Origin of the sequence: Romboutsia weinsteinii (assembly GCF_002250835.2) — a bacterium.
Lineage (GTDB): Bacteria > Bacillota > Clostridia > Peptostreptococcales > Peptostreptococcaceae > Romboutsia_A > Romboutsia_A weinsteinii.
Map to the genome: position 1 here is coordinate 16,538 of NZ_NOJY02000023.1, position 17,124 is coordinate 33,661.

Consider the following 17,124-nt stretch of genomic DNA (forward strand, 5'->3'; position numbering starts at 1 on the left):
ATTATAGCACAAAATTATAATTTCATTAATAATAAAGTTATAAAAATAACAATCATTCCCTTTTAATTCCTAATTATATACTTAAACACCAATAAAAAAGCTGCCTTAAAATAAGGCAGCATATATATTAATTACTTCCAGACTGTTGTGCTATAACTTGTTGTGCTATATTTACAGCATGGTCTGATACTCTTTCTAGATTAGTTATTATATCTAAGTAGATAACTCCATTGTCTATACTACAAAGACTATTATTTAATCTATGCATGTGATTTGCTCTACAAGATTTCTCCATCATATCAACTTGTTCTTCCATTTTAATAACTTTACAAGCTAGATCAATATTATCAGTTCTCATTGCTTCTAAAGAATATGTATATGCTGATATAACCTTATCGTACATATCTTTAAGCTCTGATTTTCCTTGATCAGAGAATAATACTTTTGCATCTATAGCGCTTTGTGCTAACTCAGCAATATTTTCTGCATGATCTCCAATTCTCTCTATATCATTAACTGTATTAAATAAAGCATCTACAACTTCTCTAGATTCTTCATTTAAAGGTGCCTTTGATAATTTAAGTAGATAACTTAGTATTGCTTTTTGTAATTGATTTATAAGTTTTTCTTTCTTTAAACTTTTCTCTATATGTTCAGTAGAATGTTCAAACATACCTTCCATAGCTGAATTTAAACTCTCCTTGGATTTCTCACCCATTCTTAGAGTTTCTTTAACTGTATTAGCCAAAGCTATTGATGGAGTCTCTATCATTCTATCATCTAAGTATTTTACTGTTCTAATTTCATCCATATCTGCACTAGTTTCATCTTCTGGAACTAATTTAACTGCAAGTTTTATTATATACTTAGTAAATGGTATTAATAATAAAACTGATATGATGTTAAATAAAGTATGTGTATTTGCTATTTGCCTTGCTACATTTGTTGGATCTATAGATGTAACTAAGCTTACTACTGGTTTATTTAAGAATATTAAGAATACAGCTGTACCTAATACATTAAATATTAAGTGAAGCATAGCTGCTCTTCTAGCATTTTTATTTGCTCCAACACTCGATATTAAAGATGTAACACAAGTTCCTATATTTTGACCATATAATATTGGTAGTGCTGCAGATAAAGGTATTAACCCTCCTGATGCTAAAGCTACCAGCATACCCATCGATGCACTTGAACTTTGTACTATTGCAGTTATACCAAATCCTAGTAAAAGTCCTAGTAAAGGATATTTTCCAAATGTGATTAGTAGATCAGTAAATCCTTGGAAGTCTTTTAAAGGTTCAACTGCTGCCTTCATAAAGTCCATACCTGTAAATAAGATACCAAACCCTATAAGTATTTCCGCTAAATGTTTTGTTTTTGCTTTTTTTCCAAATAAATATAATATGATACCTATTCCTAATGCTACTGGAGCTAGTCCATTTAAATTAAATGATACCAATTGAGCAGTTATTGTAGTCCCAATATTTGCACCCATTATAACTCCTGCAGCTTGTGGTAAGGTCATTATTCCTGCATTTACAAACCCTACAACCATTACTGTCGTTGCACTAGAACTTTGTATTACCGCTGTAACCAATGCTCCAACTACAACTCCCATTATTAAGTTACTTGTAAGTAGCTCTATTATCTTCTTTAACTTAGTACCTGCTGATTTTTCTAGTGCTTCTCCCATAAGGTTCATACCATATAAGAATAAACCTAGTCCTCCCATCAGACTTATCACAATTTCCAAAGTTACATCCTCCTTAAGAGATAATTATCTTGTATATCAAATTATTACGCCTATTGTATTTTATCAAATCTTGGAGGTGATTAGTGTTAAAATTATGTTAAATATTAATTCTATGTTACCATTTCGTTAAATCTATGTTAATTATATATTTGCATATTTTTGTATAATTTTTTCTGCACATTTTATCCCATCTACCGCCGCTGTAACTATACCTCCTGCATATCCTGCACCTTCACCACATGGGTATAGATTCTTAGTATTTACAGATTCTAAAGTGTTTTCGTCTCTAACAATTCTTATAGGTGCTGAAGATCTTGTTTCAACTCCAGTTAATACAGCATCATGCATTGCAAACCCACTTAACTTATGATCAAGAGATGCTAATGCTTCCTTCATAGTATCAGTTACAAATGCAGGTAAGCATTCTCTTAAATCTACAAACTCATACCCTGGCTTATACGAAGGATCTACATTACCAATACTTGTAGATACTTTATCATTTAGGAAGTCTCCCACTAATTGGACTGGTGCATTATAATTTTTTCCGCCTAACTCATAAGCTAATCTTTCATATTTCTCTTGGAATGCAATACCTGCTAAAGGATCATCACTTCCAAAATCATCTGGCAGAACATTTACTAAAAATGCACTATTTGCATTATCCTCATCTCTAGCATGCTCACTCATACCATTAGTTACTACTTCAAACTCATTTGATGCAGAAGCTATAACAGTTCCTCCTGGACACATACAGAAGCTATAAGCGGTTCTACCATTTGAGGTATGTTCTATAAGTCTATAGTCAGCTGCACCTAATCTTGGGTGATTATAAAACTCTTTGTATTGAGATTTATTTATTAGCTCTTGAGGATGTTCTATTCTAGCACCTATTGCAAATGGTTTTTGAATAATTCTAACACCTCTTTTATGTAACATCTTGTAAGTATCTCTAGCACTATGACCTATGGCTAAAATCACTGCTTCTGTATCTACAGTCTCTTTATCATTTATTATTACTGATTTTATTTCATTATTCTCAAGTACTATATCAGTTACTTTTGCATCAAACTTAACATCTCCACCAAGTCTGATTATTTCATTTCTAATATTTTTAACAACACCTTTTAGTATGTCTGTACCCACATGTGGCTTATAAGAGTACAATATTTCATCTGGTGAACCAAAGTTTACAAGCTCTTCTAAGACCTTTCTACATCTAATATCTTTTATCCTTGTTGTAAGTTTTCCGTCCGAAAAAGTTCCCGCTCCACCTTCTCCGAATTGCACGTTTGAGTTACTCTTAAACTTTCTATTTGTCCAGAAATCTTCAATATCTCTACTTCTATTATCTACATCTAGACCTCTCTCTAATAATAAAGGATTGTATCCCTTTTGAGCTAACAATAAGGCTGCAAATAATCCAGCTGGACCACTGCCTATTATTACGGGTCTATTTTTAAGGTCCTCATTTCCCATTTGAACACCTAAGTATTTTGTTTCTTTTATTTTTACTACATCCTTAGGATTTCTTTTTATAATACTTTCTTCATTTTTTACTTCAGCATCTACAGTATATACAAAATCAATTTTACCTCTTTTTCTTGCATCTATAGACTCTTTATAAATATAGTACTTAACTAACTGATTTTCTTTTATTTTCAATTTATTTAAGACATGTTTCTTTATTACAGAAACATCTTCATCTATGCTTAGTTTTATATTCGATATTCTTAGCATTTTGCATCCTCTCTAACATATATATTTTTTATTTTAAATTATAAAAGCTAGGATTAATACCTAGCTTTCTATAAATATAACACCCATATTCTCTTTTTTAGGATTATCTTCTTTTATAGATTGCATTTTAGTATTTATACTTAAATACATCTCTATATGGTGTTATATTTTCAGTTCAGACTTAGTTTTATACTCTCCTAGTCTTTTTTTGTTATAAGTCCTCTTATAACTTTCATATTATTAAATACCTTCTCTAAGAAATTCTCAGCTTCTTCATTATCTAAAAGTGCTATTTCAAGATTTTGGTCTTCTTTTATACCTTTAGATCTACAGTATTCTTTTGCAACTTCTACTAATTCATTCTTTTGAGTTATATCTAAATCAAACTCTTTGTAATCTATTATTATGTATTGTTTAATGTTGTTTAAACTCTCTTCATTATATCCTATCTCTATATGATAAATAACAGCATATAAGTTACTTGGATTTTCTTCTCCATTGTATACAGGTACTGCTGGATTGGATTTTATATAATTTGTTGATACTGCAACTGCATTTCCTAAACTAAGACTCATAAGTATCCCTCTTTTCTATATATTATATATATCTACTATTTTATACATTATTCGAATATATTAAAACCCATTTTCATAATTTAAAATATTTTTTTTAATAAAAATTAAGGAATCATATATATACATGATTCCTTAGTCTTTATATCTAGCTATTATATTTTAAGATCCTTGTATCTTTTACCTAAAGTACTTGGACTTATATCATATTTTTTAGATATTTGAGCTTGAGTTACAGTTTGTCCACTTTCTTTCTTTATGTGGTACTCTACAGCTGCTGCCCATCCATTCTCAGAACCTTTTACTTCGCCTTGAGATTCTTTAAATGATTTCCAGAATGCGATGCATGCATCTACATCTTCTTTGTCTGCATTATTTCTGATCATGCTACATACATTACAATCATCTTCAACTACTTCACCTTGTTGACTAGATTTTTGCTCTCTTTGATTCTTAAGATGCTCTGCAACAGTTGGATCTAATAATTGTTGGATATACTTGTATAATATGTGTGTATGATGTATTAAGAATGTCTTAATATCTTTATATATATCTTCATATTGAGCAAATAAAGTAGTTATATCATTTGCTATAACATCTTTAACTGATTCAGATATACTTATAGTTATGTCAATTAATATACTAACATCTTCTATAGTTACCATTCTTGCTATCATACAATCTCCTACATTAAAATCTTTTAGTAGGTTTACATCATCAGTGTGAACTTCTTGCTTAGTTAAACAATCTTCTAGTAATACTTTTCCATCTAGTATTTCTTTTACTTCGTAAATACTTACATAAGATTCAAATAGACTTCTTAATATGTCCATTTCAACTTTATTTAAGTTCATCTTATTCTCTTCAAAGAATTCTACAGTCATAACTTTTTTATCTTCCATTATATGGTCTTGTATAAAATAAGTGTTGAAGAATCTTTCGAATTTTTCGCTTGTATTTTCATTTTCTACTATATAGAACATTTCCTTAGCTTTTTCACGCTCTGAATTAAACTTATCTTGTTGTGCAAACTTATATATTTTTGTATATAATTCTGAGTATTGTTTTTGAGAAAGTACTATCTTTCTTCCAGCTCTTTCTAAAACAACATCTTTATTTAAACAACATCTTTTATATTTTTTGCCACTTCCACAGGGGCATAACTCATTTCTCCCTAACAATGTAACGGTCACTCCTTTGTTTCTAAATTAAAGTACAATTTATAATTATATCATTTTTTTTGATATAGTTCTATAATTATAGCGTTATTTTATTTATTTAACCTAAATTATTTAAGTTATAATATAATTTTTCTATATGTTTTGTCCATATTCCTTTGATTTTATGTATAAATCATAATATTTATTTACCTATATTTATATACAAATTGATATAAAACTTGTACTTTATGTATATATGTATTTTACTTGACACTAATCGTCATCATGCACTCTACAGAATCCGTGGTAACCAAGCCTTCTTCTTCTGTATTTTCACTAGGGATACTATTAATTTCTACCATATTTATCGACTTTTCCATATTCAATTTTTTTAATGCTTCATTAATTTGAAACACATTATATATACTTCCATTTATTTTCATTTCTACATTGATACTTTCTTTTCCGTTATCATCTAAATATACCGATTTATTTATATAATCTATATTAGCTAGACTATTTATTTCTTTTTCTACTTTTAGCAATATATCATCTTCTAAACTTTCATTTTGTACATTATTTAACTTATTCTCCTTAGTATTTTCAGATAATATAATTTCTTTTTCATAACTTAAATTGTCTATCTTATTTTTCATAGGATTTATTATAATTATATCTACGGATATCATCAATATAGAAATAAGTAAAATTGCTAGCAGATATTTATCTTTTTTACTTATCTTCATTTTAATCACCTAACTCATATGTTAAATTAAATAAATAGTTACTTTCTTGTTTTTTTATGTGGTTTATCGAAAGATTCTTAATAGATTCTTCTCTCTTAATATTTTCTAAAATATTTAAGTCTTCACACACTCCATCAATATTCGCTATATTTCCATTTATACTTAATTTTGATATATTACTAATACCTAGTAAGTCGTATATTTTTCGTACCTTTTCTAAGCTTATAAATGTAATGTAATTACCATTTGCACCATTACTTTCAGGAACAACTTCTTCCTTGATATTACTATTTACAAAACTGTCTAAATCCTTAATAGTACTAATTCCATTATAAATTTCAAGTATCATATACATCATTACTATCATACATATCATTACAAAAAATTTATTACCATTTCGGATCTTATAGTATTTAAAAAAGTTTATATTTACAGATTTCCTCATTTTAAATAATCATTCCTATACTATTTATATAATTAATATTCTCTTCATAAACTTCATCTATGTGACTTTGTACTTTTATATTTTCTTTTAAACTTAATATTTTGGTCTCATATTTATCTGATAGAATCTCATTGAATAATTCTAGCCTTTCTCCATAATAAAATATATCTTTATTTTGATTCAGTAATCCTTTAGCAAATTCATATGATTGAAAATTTTTTTGTAATATGTATGACTCTTGTATTGTTCTGTTTTTAGCTATATTCAGAATAAAATCATTTCTTTTTTCTTCAATAAATATAGCTTCTTGACCAAATTCTTTAATGATATCTAGATTTATTATTTTTTGAAGTATATTTAAATTAATATTTAATGCCTTGGCTCTTAGCTTCAGCTGCTTACAAACAAGCATACAAGTATCTATTATAATCTTTGGAAAAAGTATTACTTGTAAATCCAAATCCTCGTCATTTGAATTTAGTACATTATATTTAACTACGTAATTCTTAATATCAATCGGTATATATTGAGTAATCTCATTCTCTATCATACCGAATATATCTTTTCTTTTCTTAATATTTGGTATTTTTATATTTCGAACTATAACATTTTCATTCTGTAAATTAAAGTATATATCTTTGTATGATTTATTAGTATTTTGCAATTCATCCTTGAGAATATTATTTATTTTCTCTAAGTAACTTTTATTGTTATAACTAATAGATCCTTCCTCAAATAATCGGTATACTGATTTATCTATATGTATGCTTCTATTGTACTTTCTAATAAAATTAAGCTTTACGTAATCATCATTTAAATCTAAAGTAATTATATTTTTAATAAAATAACCTCCTATATTATCTAAAACAAATAAATTAGTACATTAAGCAATTAATTAACACTACTTATCTTTAGGATATAACTGAGTATCTCCCAATTTAACAGTCACATCACTATTTGAAACATTTACTGTAAAGTCCTTATTATCTTCGCTTTGAGGCTTTGGTATAGTAGGTAAATATCCCTTTGATTTTAGAGTATTCAATTTTATTACATTGCCTGATGAAACCAAATCTTCTACTTTATCATTTATCGCCAGACTTGTAGCTGTAGCAATATTAGCAGCACTTACATAGTCTGCATTAAGTTTCGCGCTCTCCTGTGCCTTACTATATTTAACTATAGCTACACTAGATAATATCCCTAATATAGCTACCACCACTACCATTTCAACTAATGTAAACCCGCACCTTTTCTTTAACTTCTTCATTTCAATTTTAATCATATTTTACTTTTCCTCCATTATATTTTTATTTAAATCGTATTAATTAAATCAAACATAGGAGTAAGCATAATCAAAATCCCTCCACCTACTATGATTCCAATTATCGCAATTATTGCCGGTTCTAAAAGTCTTATAATCTGCTCTATTGTAGTATCTAATTCATTATCATAAAATTCAGTTATAGCTTGTAATGTATTATCCAATTTCCCACTTTCTTCACCTATACTCACCATAGATATAAATAAATTAGGAAATATATTTGATAACTCCAATGAGCTGCTTATAGAATTCCCTCTCCTCAAACTTTCACTAGATAGTAAGATTTGCTCATACGCAAAGTCATTGTCTATAACTTTAGATGATATATCTATGGCATCCATTATCTGTACTCCACTGCTCAGTAGTATTAGTAGCGATCTAGAAAATCTACTTACTATAACCAGCTGATTTATATCTCTTACTATCGGAATCTTAAACTTAATCTTATTGATAAAGTACCTTGCCTTAACACTTGTAATTATGTAAAACACTATAGAAAGTAGTAGCACTATAGATATTGATGTAATATATATTAAATTTTCTCTTACGAATAAAGATACGTTTATTAAGAGTTTCGTCATTATAGGTGGTTCTATTCCATTACCTAAGAAACTCTCAGCAAAATTTGGAATTACCTTTATCAACATAAATAGCATAACCACAAAAGATGATGCCATTAGTATTATTGGATATGTCATAATTCCCAATATTTTATTTTTCAACTTATATTCTTTATTATAGTAGTCAGATAAATTGTTCATTACTTTATCTAAGCTTCCACTCACTTCTCCTGCTCTTACCATACTTATGAAAAAATTCGAGAATAACTTTGTGTTTTTGAATGAATCCGTTATAGAATTTCCTTTTTGAATGTGATTTGATATTTTTAATAATATTTTACTTATTTTACTACTCGATTGCTTTTCTAATATACTTAGCAACTTGGTGACCTCGCACCCTGATTCTAGTAAAATTGCAATTTGCTTGCATATGATGTGTGTGTCCTTATCTTTTACTCTTTTATTCTTTATGTAACTATTATATTTTTTTACTCTTACTAATTTTAACTTATTTTTTATTGCATAATTATCTACTTCATTTTTAGATTCTAGGTCTAACTTGATAACTTTTCTATTTCTATCTTCATCGTAAACTACACATCTATAAGTACTCATTAACCGCCATACATTCTTCCAGTGTAGTTATTTCTTTTTTTATTAGATCTTTACAACTATCTTCAAAAGTTATCATCCCATTTTTTGTAGCTATATCTTTTATAGATTTAGAATCTTTCATACATTGTATACAATCTTTTATTTCATCATTAATTTCTAGAACTTCATAAATTGCAGTTCTTCCCAAATATCCTCTATTGCATTTGCTACATCCCGATGAAACTTTAGTACTTATCTCTTCTTCAGAGCTATTTTTTATAATAATATTATGGCTACAGTGCTTACAAACTTTCCTAACTAGTCTTTGAGATATTACACCTATTAACGATGAATTTATAAGATATGGAGGTATTTGCATATCTACTAATCTTGCTATAGATGATATCGCATCATTAGTATGCATAGTACTAATAACTAGGTGACCTGTTATAGCTGCTCTTATTGCTATTTGAGCAGTTTCTATATCTCTTATCTCTCCAAGCATAATAATATCAGGATCCTGCCTTAAAATTGACCTCAGCCCTTCTCCAAATGTAAGACCTACTTTATTATTTACTTGAATCTGATTCACTCCATCCATCTTATATTCTACCGGGTCTTCTATGGACATTATATTTTTACTTATATTTCTTAAATCATTAAGTATTGAATACACCGTAGTCGTCTTACCACTGCCTGTAGGACCTGTAATCAATAATATTCCTGACTTTTTATTGACTATGTTTTTTATAGTGGATATTGCTTGTCTTGAAAATCCAAGCTCCTCTTTTGTTTTTAAGAAGGAGTCTCTATTTAGTATCCTTATTACTATTTTCTCTCCATAAACAGTTGGTATAGACGAGACTCTAAGGTCTATAGTAGAGTTATCTATTTTAATATCTATCCTTCCATCCTGAGGTAACCTTTTTTCGGTAATATCCATAGATGAGTCTAGTTTAATTACAGACAGTATGGATGGGTATAAGTCCATTAAAAACCTCTTTACCTCTATTAATTCTCCATCTATTCTATTTCTTATAATTAAATAATTTTCAAATGGCTCAATATGAATGTCACTAGCCTTTTCTTTTATTGCTCTGTGTAATATATCATTGTATAATTCTCTCGCATAGTTTTCATCTAACTTAATACTTTCACTATAATGTCTATCTATCTTATTCTTAATAATCTGTTTCTCTTCTCTCCTAAAGGTAATATTCATCCCTGTAGCTAGCTTTAAATCTTGTTTTGCATGTATATTATTATTATCTATCTCTACTATTAAATTGTCTTTATCTAGTTCAACTGGAAATACATTATATTTTTTTGCTAGCTTTTCAGGAATAAGCATAGTTAGCTTATTTTCTTCTAAAATAATTTTACTCACCCTCTATATATTTTAGTTTATTAGGTACATTCATCTTATTTATTACTATAGTATCCAAAACTTTAGATCCTACCTTAATTGGATAATTATCTTGTATGCTCTTTAAGTATACACTGCCTTTTTTTATGTACTTAGATAACTTTTCTTTGTCTCCTACACATTTTATTTCATACGGAGGAGCTATTGGTACCAAGTTTACATTTATATGGCTACCTGCTAAAACTATTGGTGAGTATTGATTTATCCTTTGCCCGTTTATAGAAATAAATTCTGCTCCATTTAACTTTAATTCATTTACTATATTCACTAATATCTTATTATAATCTACAAAATTGGCAATATTCCCTATTTCTTCATTTTGTGCATCAATACTTAGTGATATTCCACTACCCTCTACATCTGTATAGGACAAATCTCTTTTTAGTGTATTTACTTCTTTTATCTTTTCTACATCTTCATATTTATCTTTTAATTCACTTAACTCTTCTTCTAAAACCTCTCTCTCCCTTCTAAGTTCTTTAATATTTTTAGTTATCAATTTCACTTCTTTTTTTGCTAAATTTCCTTTATCTGTAAAAATAGAATCTCTTCTATTGTAATCTCTTATCATGTTTCCAATTAATATACCTAAAATAGTACTCGCTAGTATTATCAACACATATTTATTTTTCATACGAGTTTACTCCCTATAAATTATTTTTTTCTATATTTATTCTAATCTTATTCTTTATAAAAATCTATATAATTAATTTATACAAAAAAGGAAGCCCAAAGACTTCCTTTATTTTTCTCTTATATTTATTTTTCATACTTTAATATTCTTTTAACTATATCCTCTTTCAATTCTTGAACTTCATTAAATTTCATGTTTGGAATATAATAATTTTCTATTACATCATGCTTAGATTTAGCTTTCTTAAGATTAGAGATAGCATAATTTATTAACTCATCCAAAATCTTTTGGTCAAGTTCAACTTCTTCTTTGTATCTTTCTAGCTTTTCTTGATCAATACATGAATTAAGATCAATAACTTCTTTATCTTTAAATATATTACTAGTTGTTATACCAATTTTTAAATCATTAATTAATATAGTTTCAATTTTATCTGGTAATAGAGGATAGTGATACACCTCTACACTCATTCCTTTTTGAACTGCCTTTTCATATACTTTCTTTAAAAATGTTGTTCTGCCTGTACCTATCTCTCCAGATAGATAATATATTTTTGTTGCCTCACTTAATATACTGTCTGTATAGTCAATATGACCTACAGGCGTTATTGCAGTTCCAAATAAATGTCTTGGTCTTTTATATATTTCTTTGTTTTCTATAGATTCAAATAATTCCTCTATAAATTTATCTGTTAATATATTTACCTTTCCAAAATCCATAGAATCTCTGTATTTCTCTTCTATATCATAGTATATAGGCTCAGCTGACTTTAAAAACTTGTATGCTCTTCTAAACGAGCTACTAATATCCTTACCGCACTCTACAATTTCTTTTTTATTTTGCTCTAATCCTTCCAACTCCCAAAAATCTCCGAAGTTTATTATTTCATCTATAGCCCCTGGATCTTTAGGATCTACTATATGAGGAGCAGTTCCATCTAATAACACTACTCCTAACTTCTTTATTACAACACCATCTAAAGAACTTGGATCTGATGGACAATAATGTAATTCTATATCATAACCCTTCTCTAAAAACTCTTTTGCTATTTTTTTCATCATAGATGATTTACCTACTCCTGGACCTCCTTTTAAACAAAAAATTCTGTTTACATTTTCAGGAATCATATACTCAAACATAGGATGAGACCCATTTGAGGTATTACCTCCTGGAAATAATTTTCTCACTTTACCTTCCATGCAAATGCCCCCTAACTTCTGTTATACACTATTATGATATTAACGTTCTATAAAATTGGTTACTATCTGCTTCGTACTAATGAGTCAATACATATTTTAGGGTCAGTCCATACTGTTTATCTAGACATAAGATATATAAATTGTATAGAAGTTATAAACTATGCAACAAAAAAAGTGCCGATTAAATCGGCACTTATATATATTATGCAGATTTTTCTTTTGATAAATCTGCACTCTTTTCATTATTTTTTCTTCTCATATATTCATATACTGGTAGTCCTATAAGAGTTATTACTAATCCTAATATAGCGTTTTGAGTCTGAGTCACAAGTGTACTTACAACTATAAATAGCCCTCCTAGTATTGCTATTATAGGAACTATAGGGTATAAAGGTACCTTGTAAGGTCTTGCCATTTCAGGCTTAGTTTTTCTAAGTTTCATAACACCTACAAATAACATTGTGTAGAATATCCATATAGTAAACATTGCTAAGTCAGATAATAAGTTAAACTGTCCTGATAAAGAATATATCACTGATAATCCAACTATTAACCAAGTTGCATTTAATGGTACTCCATTATTATTTAACTTTGATAAAGTTTCTGAGAATGGTATTCTCTTATCACATGCCATTATATAAGGTACTCTTCCGCCTGTTAATATAAATCCATTCAGAGTACCAAATACAGATATTAGTATACCTACGCTAATTACTTTAGCTCCTATTGGTCCAAATAATTTGCTTGCAACTAATGTAGCTGGTGCACCTGCTAATGCTAATTCTGATGCTGGTACTACCCATAAGTATGCAACGTTTATTATTAAGTAAACTGCCATAACTACAGATATACCTCCAACTATCGCCATCGGCAAATGCTTAGTTGGGTTTTTCATCTCTCCTGCTAATGCACCTACATATATCCATCCATCATATGCAAACATTGTCGCTATAAGTACTTGAGATATAGCACCTACCATATTAGTTCCTTCTCCAACAAAAGGTGTTACAAGATTTGCTGATGAATCACCTTCCATGAAACCAAATATTATTATTACAGCTAATGGTAATAATTTACATACAGTTGATGCTGTTTGTATAGCTCCACCGAATTTTGCTCCTAAAGAATTTAATGATGCTATAAATACTATCGTACCTACTGCAATAACTATTACGTACACATTGTTTTGTAATCCTAGTAAAGAAACTGCTTCTTGTGCAAATATGATTCCTAATGCAGCTGCTATAGCTGGTATAAATAATATACTTTGCATCCAACCTGTTAAAAATCCGATTCTCTCTCCGTAAATTTCCTCTAAGTATATCATTAATCCACCCGATTTTGTTATACTTGCTGATATTTCTGATGCTGTTAATCCAGCTGCAATTGTTATAAGTCCTCCTATTAACCATGCTAATAGTCCTAATCCTGGCCCTCCATTTGTCGCAGTGTATATAGCTTGAGGCTTAAAGAATACCCCAGAACCAATAAGTATACCTACCACTGTTGATAAAGCTGCACTAAGCCCTATTGTTTTTCTAAGAGCTTGTTGATTTGTATTTTGACTCATATGTACACCTCCTTGTTGTTTAATTTCATTATATTTTCTATTTATTCCTTACTTATTTATTTCTACATATTCTACAATATTTTACATATTTTATCAACATTAATTGTTAATTTTTTTATAATATTCGGTATATACCCAACAAAAAGCTACTAAAATCAATTAATTTAATCTTAGTAGCTTTTAAAATTATTTTTATATATTAAATTAGTCTACAGTTATTTCGTATCCTTGCTCTTCATATTGCTTAATAATCTCATTCCATACTTCTTCTACACCAGTCTTTTTTAGAGATGATAATGGTATTACTTTCTCATCTTTTTCAAGCTGTAGTTTCTTTCTTATTATGCTAATATGCTTTTGGTATTGTCCTCTAGATATTTTATCTGCTTTAGTTGCTATTACAACACAGTTATATCCAAAGTGCTTTATCCAATCATACATCATTTTATCATCAGCAGTAGGCTCATGTCTAATATCTACAAGTAAGAAAATAGCACAAAGCTCATCTCTATCTTCTAGATATCTTTCCATTATTTTTCCCCATTTTTCTTTTTCACTTTTAGCTATTTTAGCGTATCCATATCCTGGAAGATCTACAAAATAAAATTCATTATTTATAAGATAGAAGTTTATTGTTCTAGTCTTACCAGGAGTTTGACTTGTTCTAGCGAAGTTTCTTCTATTTAATAAAGTATTTACTGTTGAAGATTTTCCTACGTTAGATCTACCAACTAAAGCTATCTCTGGTATACCTTCTTCTGGGTACTGAGATTTATTTATTGCACTCATTACGATTTCCGAGCTTCTAATTTTCATTATTTTCACCATTCCTTACTAGCGCATGTTCTAATACTTGGTCCATATGGTCAACAAGAACAAATTCCATTTTTTCTTTTACATTTTCAGGTATTTCATCTAAATCTGCTTCGCACTCCTTAGGTAATAATACCTTAGTTATACCTGCTCTATGAGCTGCTAATAACTTTTCTTTAACTCCTCCTACTGCAATTACACGTCCTCTTAGAGTTATTTCTCCAGTCATTGCAACATCATTTCTTACAGGTATATTTGTAAGTGCTGATATAACAGCTAATGCCATAGTTATACCTGCTGAAGGTCCATCTTTTGGAGTAGCACCTTCCGGAAGATGTATATGAATATCTCTATTTTGATAGAATTCAGAATCTATATCAAATCTATCAGCAATAGACCTTATATATGATATAGCTGTCCTAGCCGATTCTTTCATAACATCTCCAAGCTTACCAGTTAAGACAATCTGTCCTTTTCCTTTAAGTACATTTACTTCTACCGTAAGAGTAACTCCTCCTACTGAAGTCCATGCAAGTCCAGTAACTAAACCTACTTCAGGCTTAGCTCCTATAAGATCAAATTTATATTTATCTTTACCAAGATATTCTTCTAGGTCATTTTTAGTAATAACTACCTCTTCTATAGACATGTCTTCTACATATCTTTTAGCTACTTTTCTGCAGATTTTACCTATAGTTCTTTCTAGATTCCTAACACCTGCTTCTCTAGTATAGTAAGCTATTACATCTCTTATAACCTCATCATCCATCTTTATAAAGTTTTCTTCTAATCCATGTTCTTTTAACTGTTTTGGAAGTAAGTATTTTTTTGAAATATTTAGCTTTTCCTCTTCTATATATCCTGATACCTCTATTACTTCCATTCTATCTAGTAATGGTCTAGGTATAGTACTTAAACTATTTGCAGTCGTAACAAATAGTATTTTAGATAGATCGAAAGGTATTTCTAAATAGTGATCTACGAAATCTTTGTTTTGTTCTGGGTCTAATACTTCAAGCATTGCAGCTGAAGGGTCTCCCTTAAAATCTGCCGCCATCTTATCGATTTCATCTAATAGGAACACAGGGTTTTTTGTTTGAGCTTCTTTTACTCCATTTATTATTCTTCCTGGAATAGCTCCTACATAAGTTCTTCTATGTCCTCTTATCTCAGCTTCATCTCTAACTCCACCTAAAGATATTCTTACAAATTTCTTTCCTAAAGATGTAGCTATTGATTTTGCTATCGATGTTTTACCTACACCTGGAGGTCCTACTAAACAAATTATAGGTCCTTTTAATGATTTAGATAATTTTCTTATAGCTAAATATTCTAATATTCTTTCTTTAACCTTTTCTAATCCATAGTGATCACTATCTAAGATTTCTTTAGCTTTGTTTATATCTAATTTATCTCTTGTTTCACTATTCCAAGGTAGTGAGAATATTGTATCTAAATATCCTCTGATTACAGATATATCTGGTGACATAGGAGAAATTTTCGAAAACTTCTCTATTTCTTTAGATATCTTTTCTTTAGTTTCCTTAGGTGCTTTTATCTTTTTAAGTTTTGCTCTATACACATCAGCTTCAGAGTTTATATCTTCTTCTTCACCTAATTCTTTTTGTATTGCTCTTAATTGCTCTCTAAGATAGTATTCTTTTTGAACCTTATTCATTTGTTTCTTTACTCTTAAAGTAATTTTCTTCTCTATCTTTAGAATATCCATTTCTTCTAGTAAAGTCCTATAAATATATTCTAATCTTTTCTTTATATCAAACTCTTCTAATATTTCTTGTTTTTGATTTGGCTTTAAGTATATATTTGCTGCTATAGTATCTATAAATCTATCTACACTTTCTATATCAGCTAATGAAATAAGTATTTCTGGTGAAACTCTATTTCCGATATTTATGTATTCTTCGAATGCATCAAAGACATTTCTTACAAATGCTTCTACTTCAACATCTTCATCTGAATTTTCTTGATCATATACTATTTCTTCTACTGTTGCCTTAAAGTATCCATCATCTTGATTTAATTCTTTTATTTTACCTCTAGAAATTCCCTCAACTAATACCCTAACTGTATCCCCTGGTAACTTTATCATTTGTTTAACTTTACATATTGTTCCCACATGATAGAAATCATCTTCTGATGGTTCATCAACATCTGCTTCTTTTTGAGAAGTTAAAAATACCATTTCTCCATCTAACATAGCTTGATCTAAGGCTTTTAGTGATACCTCTCTACCTATGTCAAAGTTTAATATCATATATGGAAATATCGCTAACCCTCTAAGTGGAATTAACGGTAATTCATGTTCAATCTTAGTATAATTTTGTTCCACTGTTATCACTCCTTAAAAGTGCTGTATTTTATCGCTTTATATATTATATATTTACAAAACTTAATTTTCAACATTATTACTAATTTCTTCGTACATTTAGTCTTATTTTATTATTATATAATCTTAATATATTCATACTAACTTACTTTATATATTATTTCTTTAAAGGGTTTATTATATAATATTAAAATCCTATTTACTTAAAAATTAACACGTTTATATATGAAGAGAATGTATT

The 17,124-nt window shown here is 28.9% G+C and carries 15 protein-coding genes; all 15 read right to left on the bottom strand.

Features of this window, described 5'->3' with window-relative positions; translation table 11 throughout:
• Positions 1–127: 127 nt before the first annotated feature.
• Positions 128–1,756, bottom strand: coding sequence for a Na/Pi cotransporter family protein (locus CHL78_RS12695; protein ID WP_094369006.1), 1,629 nt, complete (start codon positions 1,754–1,756; stop codon positions 128–130).
• Between the two features lie 141 nt (positions 1,757–1,897).
• Entirely contained in the window at positions 1,898–3,493 is a 1,596-nt protein-coding gene (locus tag CHL78_RS12700; protein ID WP_094369005.1) for an NAD(P)/FAD-dependent oxidoreductase, read from the bottom strand.
• 197 nt (positions 3,494–3,690) lie between these two features.
• Positions 3,691–4,068: a hypothetical protein gene (locus tag CHL78_RS12705; RefSeq protein WP_094369004.1), complete on the bottom strand. Its 378-nt coding sequence runs from the start codon at positions 4,066–4,068 to the stop codon at positions 3,691–3,693.
• A 152-nt stretch (positions 4,069–4,220) separates the two neighbouring features.
• Positions 4,221–5,246 carry a YecA family protein gene (locus tag CHL78_RS12710; protein WP_199534046.1) on the bottom strand — a complete coding sequence of 342 codons (1,026 nt, stop codon included), beginning with the start codon at positions 5,244–5,246 and terminating at the stop codon, positions 4,221–4,223.
• Positions 5,247–5,488: 242 nt separating this feature from the next.
• Positions 5,489–5,971, bottom strand: a complete 483-nt coding sequence (locus CHL78_RS12715; RefSeq protein ID WP_094369002.1) for a hypothetical protein — start codon at positions 5,969–5,971, stop codon at positions 5,489–5,491.
• A 1-nt stretch (position 5,972) separates the two neighbouring features.
• Positions 5,973–6,338 (bottom strand): hypothetical protein, encoded by a 366-nt coding sequence (locus CHL78_RS12720; protein ID WP_158540698.1) that lies wholly within the window; start codon positions 6,336–6,338, stop codon positions 5,973–5,975.
• Between the two features lie 79 nt (positions 6,339–6,417).
• The gene (pilM, locus tag CHL78_RS12725) at positions 6,418–7,272 is read right to left on the bottom strand and encodes a pilus assembly protein PilM (RefSeq protein WP_094369000.1); all 855 of its coding nucleotides are present in this window, start codon (positions 7,270–7,272) and stop codon (positions 6,418–6,420) included.
• A 45-nt stretch (positions 7,273–7,317) separates the two neighbouring features.
• Positions 7,318–7,701: a type II secretion system protein gene (locus tag CHL78_RS12730; protein ID WP_243446436.1), complete on the bottom strand. Its 384-nt coding sequence runs from the start codon at positions 7,699–7,701 to the stop codon at positions 7,318–7,320.
• A 29-nt stretch (positions 7,702–7,730) separates the two neighbouring features.
• Positions 7,731–8,915 (bottom strand): type II secretion system F family protein, encoded by a 1,185-nt coding sequence (locus CHL78_RS12735; RefSeq protein WP_094368999.1) that lies wholly within the window; start codon positions 8,913–8,915, stop codon positions 7,731–7,733.
• Positions 8,902–10,281 carry a GspE/PulE family protein gene (locus tag CHL78_RS12740; protein ID WP_243446437.1) on the bottom strand — a complete coding sequence of 460 codons (1,380 nt, stop codon included), beginning with the start codon at positions 10,279–10,281 and terminating at the stop codon, positions 8,902–8,904. Before CHL78_RS12740 ends, CHL78_RS12735 begins: the two co-directional genes overlap by 14 nt.
• Positions 10,274–10,954 carry a DUF881 domain-containing protein gene (locus CHL78_RS12745; RefSeq protein ID WP_094368998.1) on the bottom strand — a complete coding sequence of 227 codons (681 nt, stop codon included), beginning with the start codon at positions 10,952–10,954 and terminating at the stop codon, positions 10,274–10,276. The genes CHL78_RS12740 and CHL78_RS12745 overlap by 8 nt, the downstream gene beginning before the upstream one ends.
• Positions 10,955–11,079: 125 nt before the next feature.
• On the bottom strand, positions 11,080–12,153 hold the full coding sequence (locus CHL78_RS12750) for a PRK06851 family protein (protein ID WP_094368997.1): 1,074 nt from the start codon (positions 12,151–12,153) through the stop codon (positions 11,080–11,082).
• Between the two features lie 202 nt (positions 12,154–12,355).
• Positions 12,356–13,723, bottom strand: a complete 1,368-nt coding sequence (locus CHL78_RS12755; protein ID WP_094368996.1) for an APC family permease — start codon at positions 13,721–13,723, stop codon at positions 12,356–12,358.
• A 204-nt stretch (positions 13,724–13,927) separates the two neighbouring features.
• Entirely contained in the window at positions 13,928–14,539 is a 612-nt protein-coding gene (gene yihA / locus CHL78_RS12760; RefSeq protein ID WP_094368995.1) for a ribosome biogenesis GTP-binding protein YihA/YsxC, read from the bottom strand.
• Positions 14,529–16,886 (bottom strand): endopeptidase La, encoded by a 2,358-nt coding sequence (gene lon / locus CHL78_RS12765; RefSeq protein WP_094368994.1) that lies wholly within the window; start codon positions 16,884–16,886, stop codon positions 14,529–14,531. Before lon ends, yihA begins: the two co-directional genes overlap by 11 nt.
• Between the last annotated feature and the right edge of the window lie 238 nt (positions 16,887–17,124).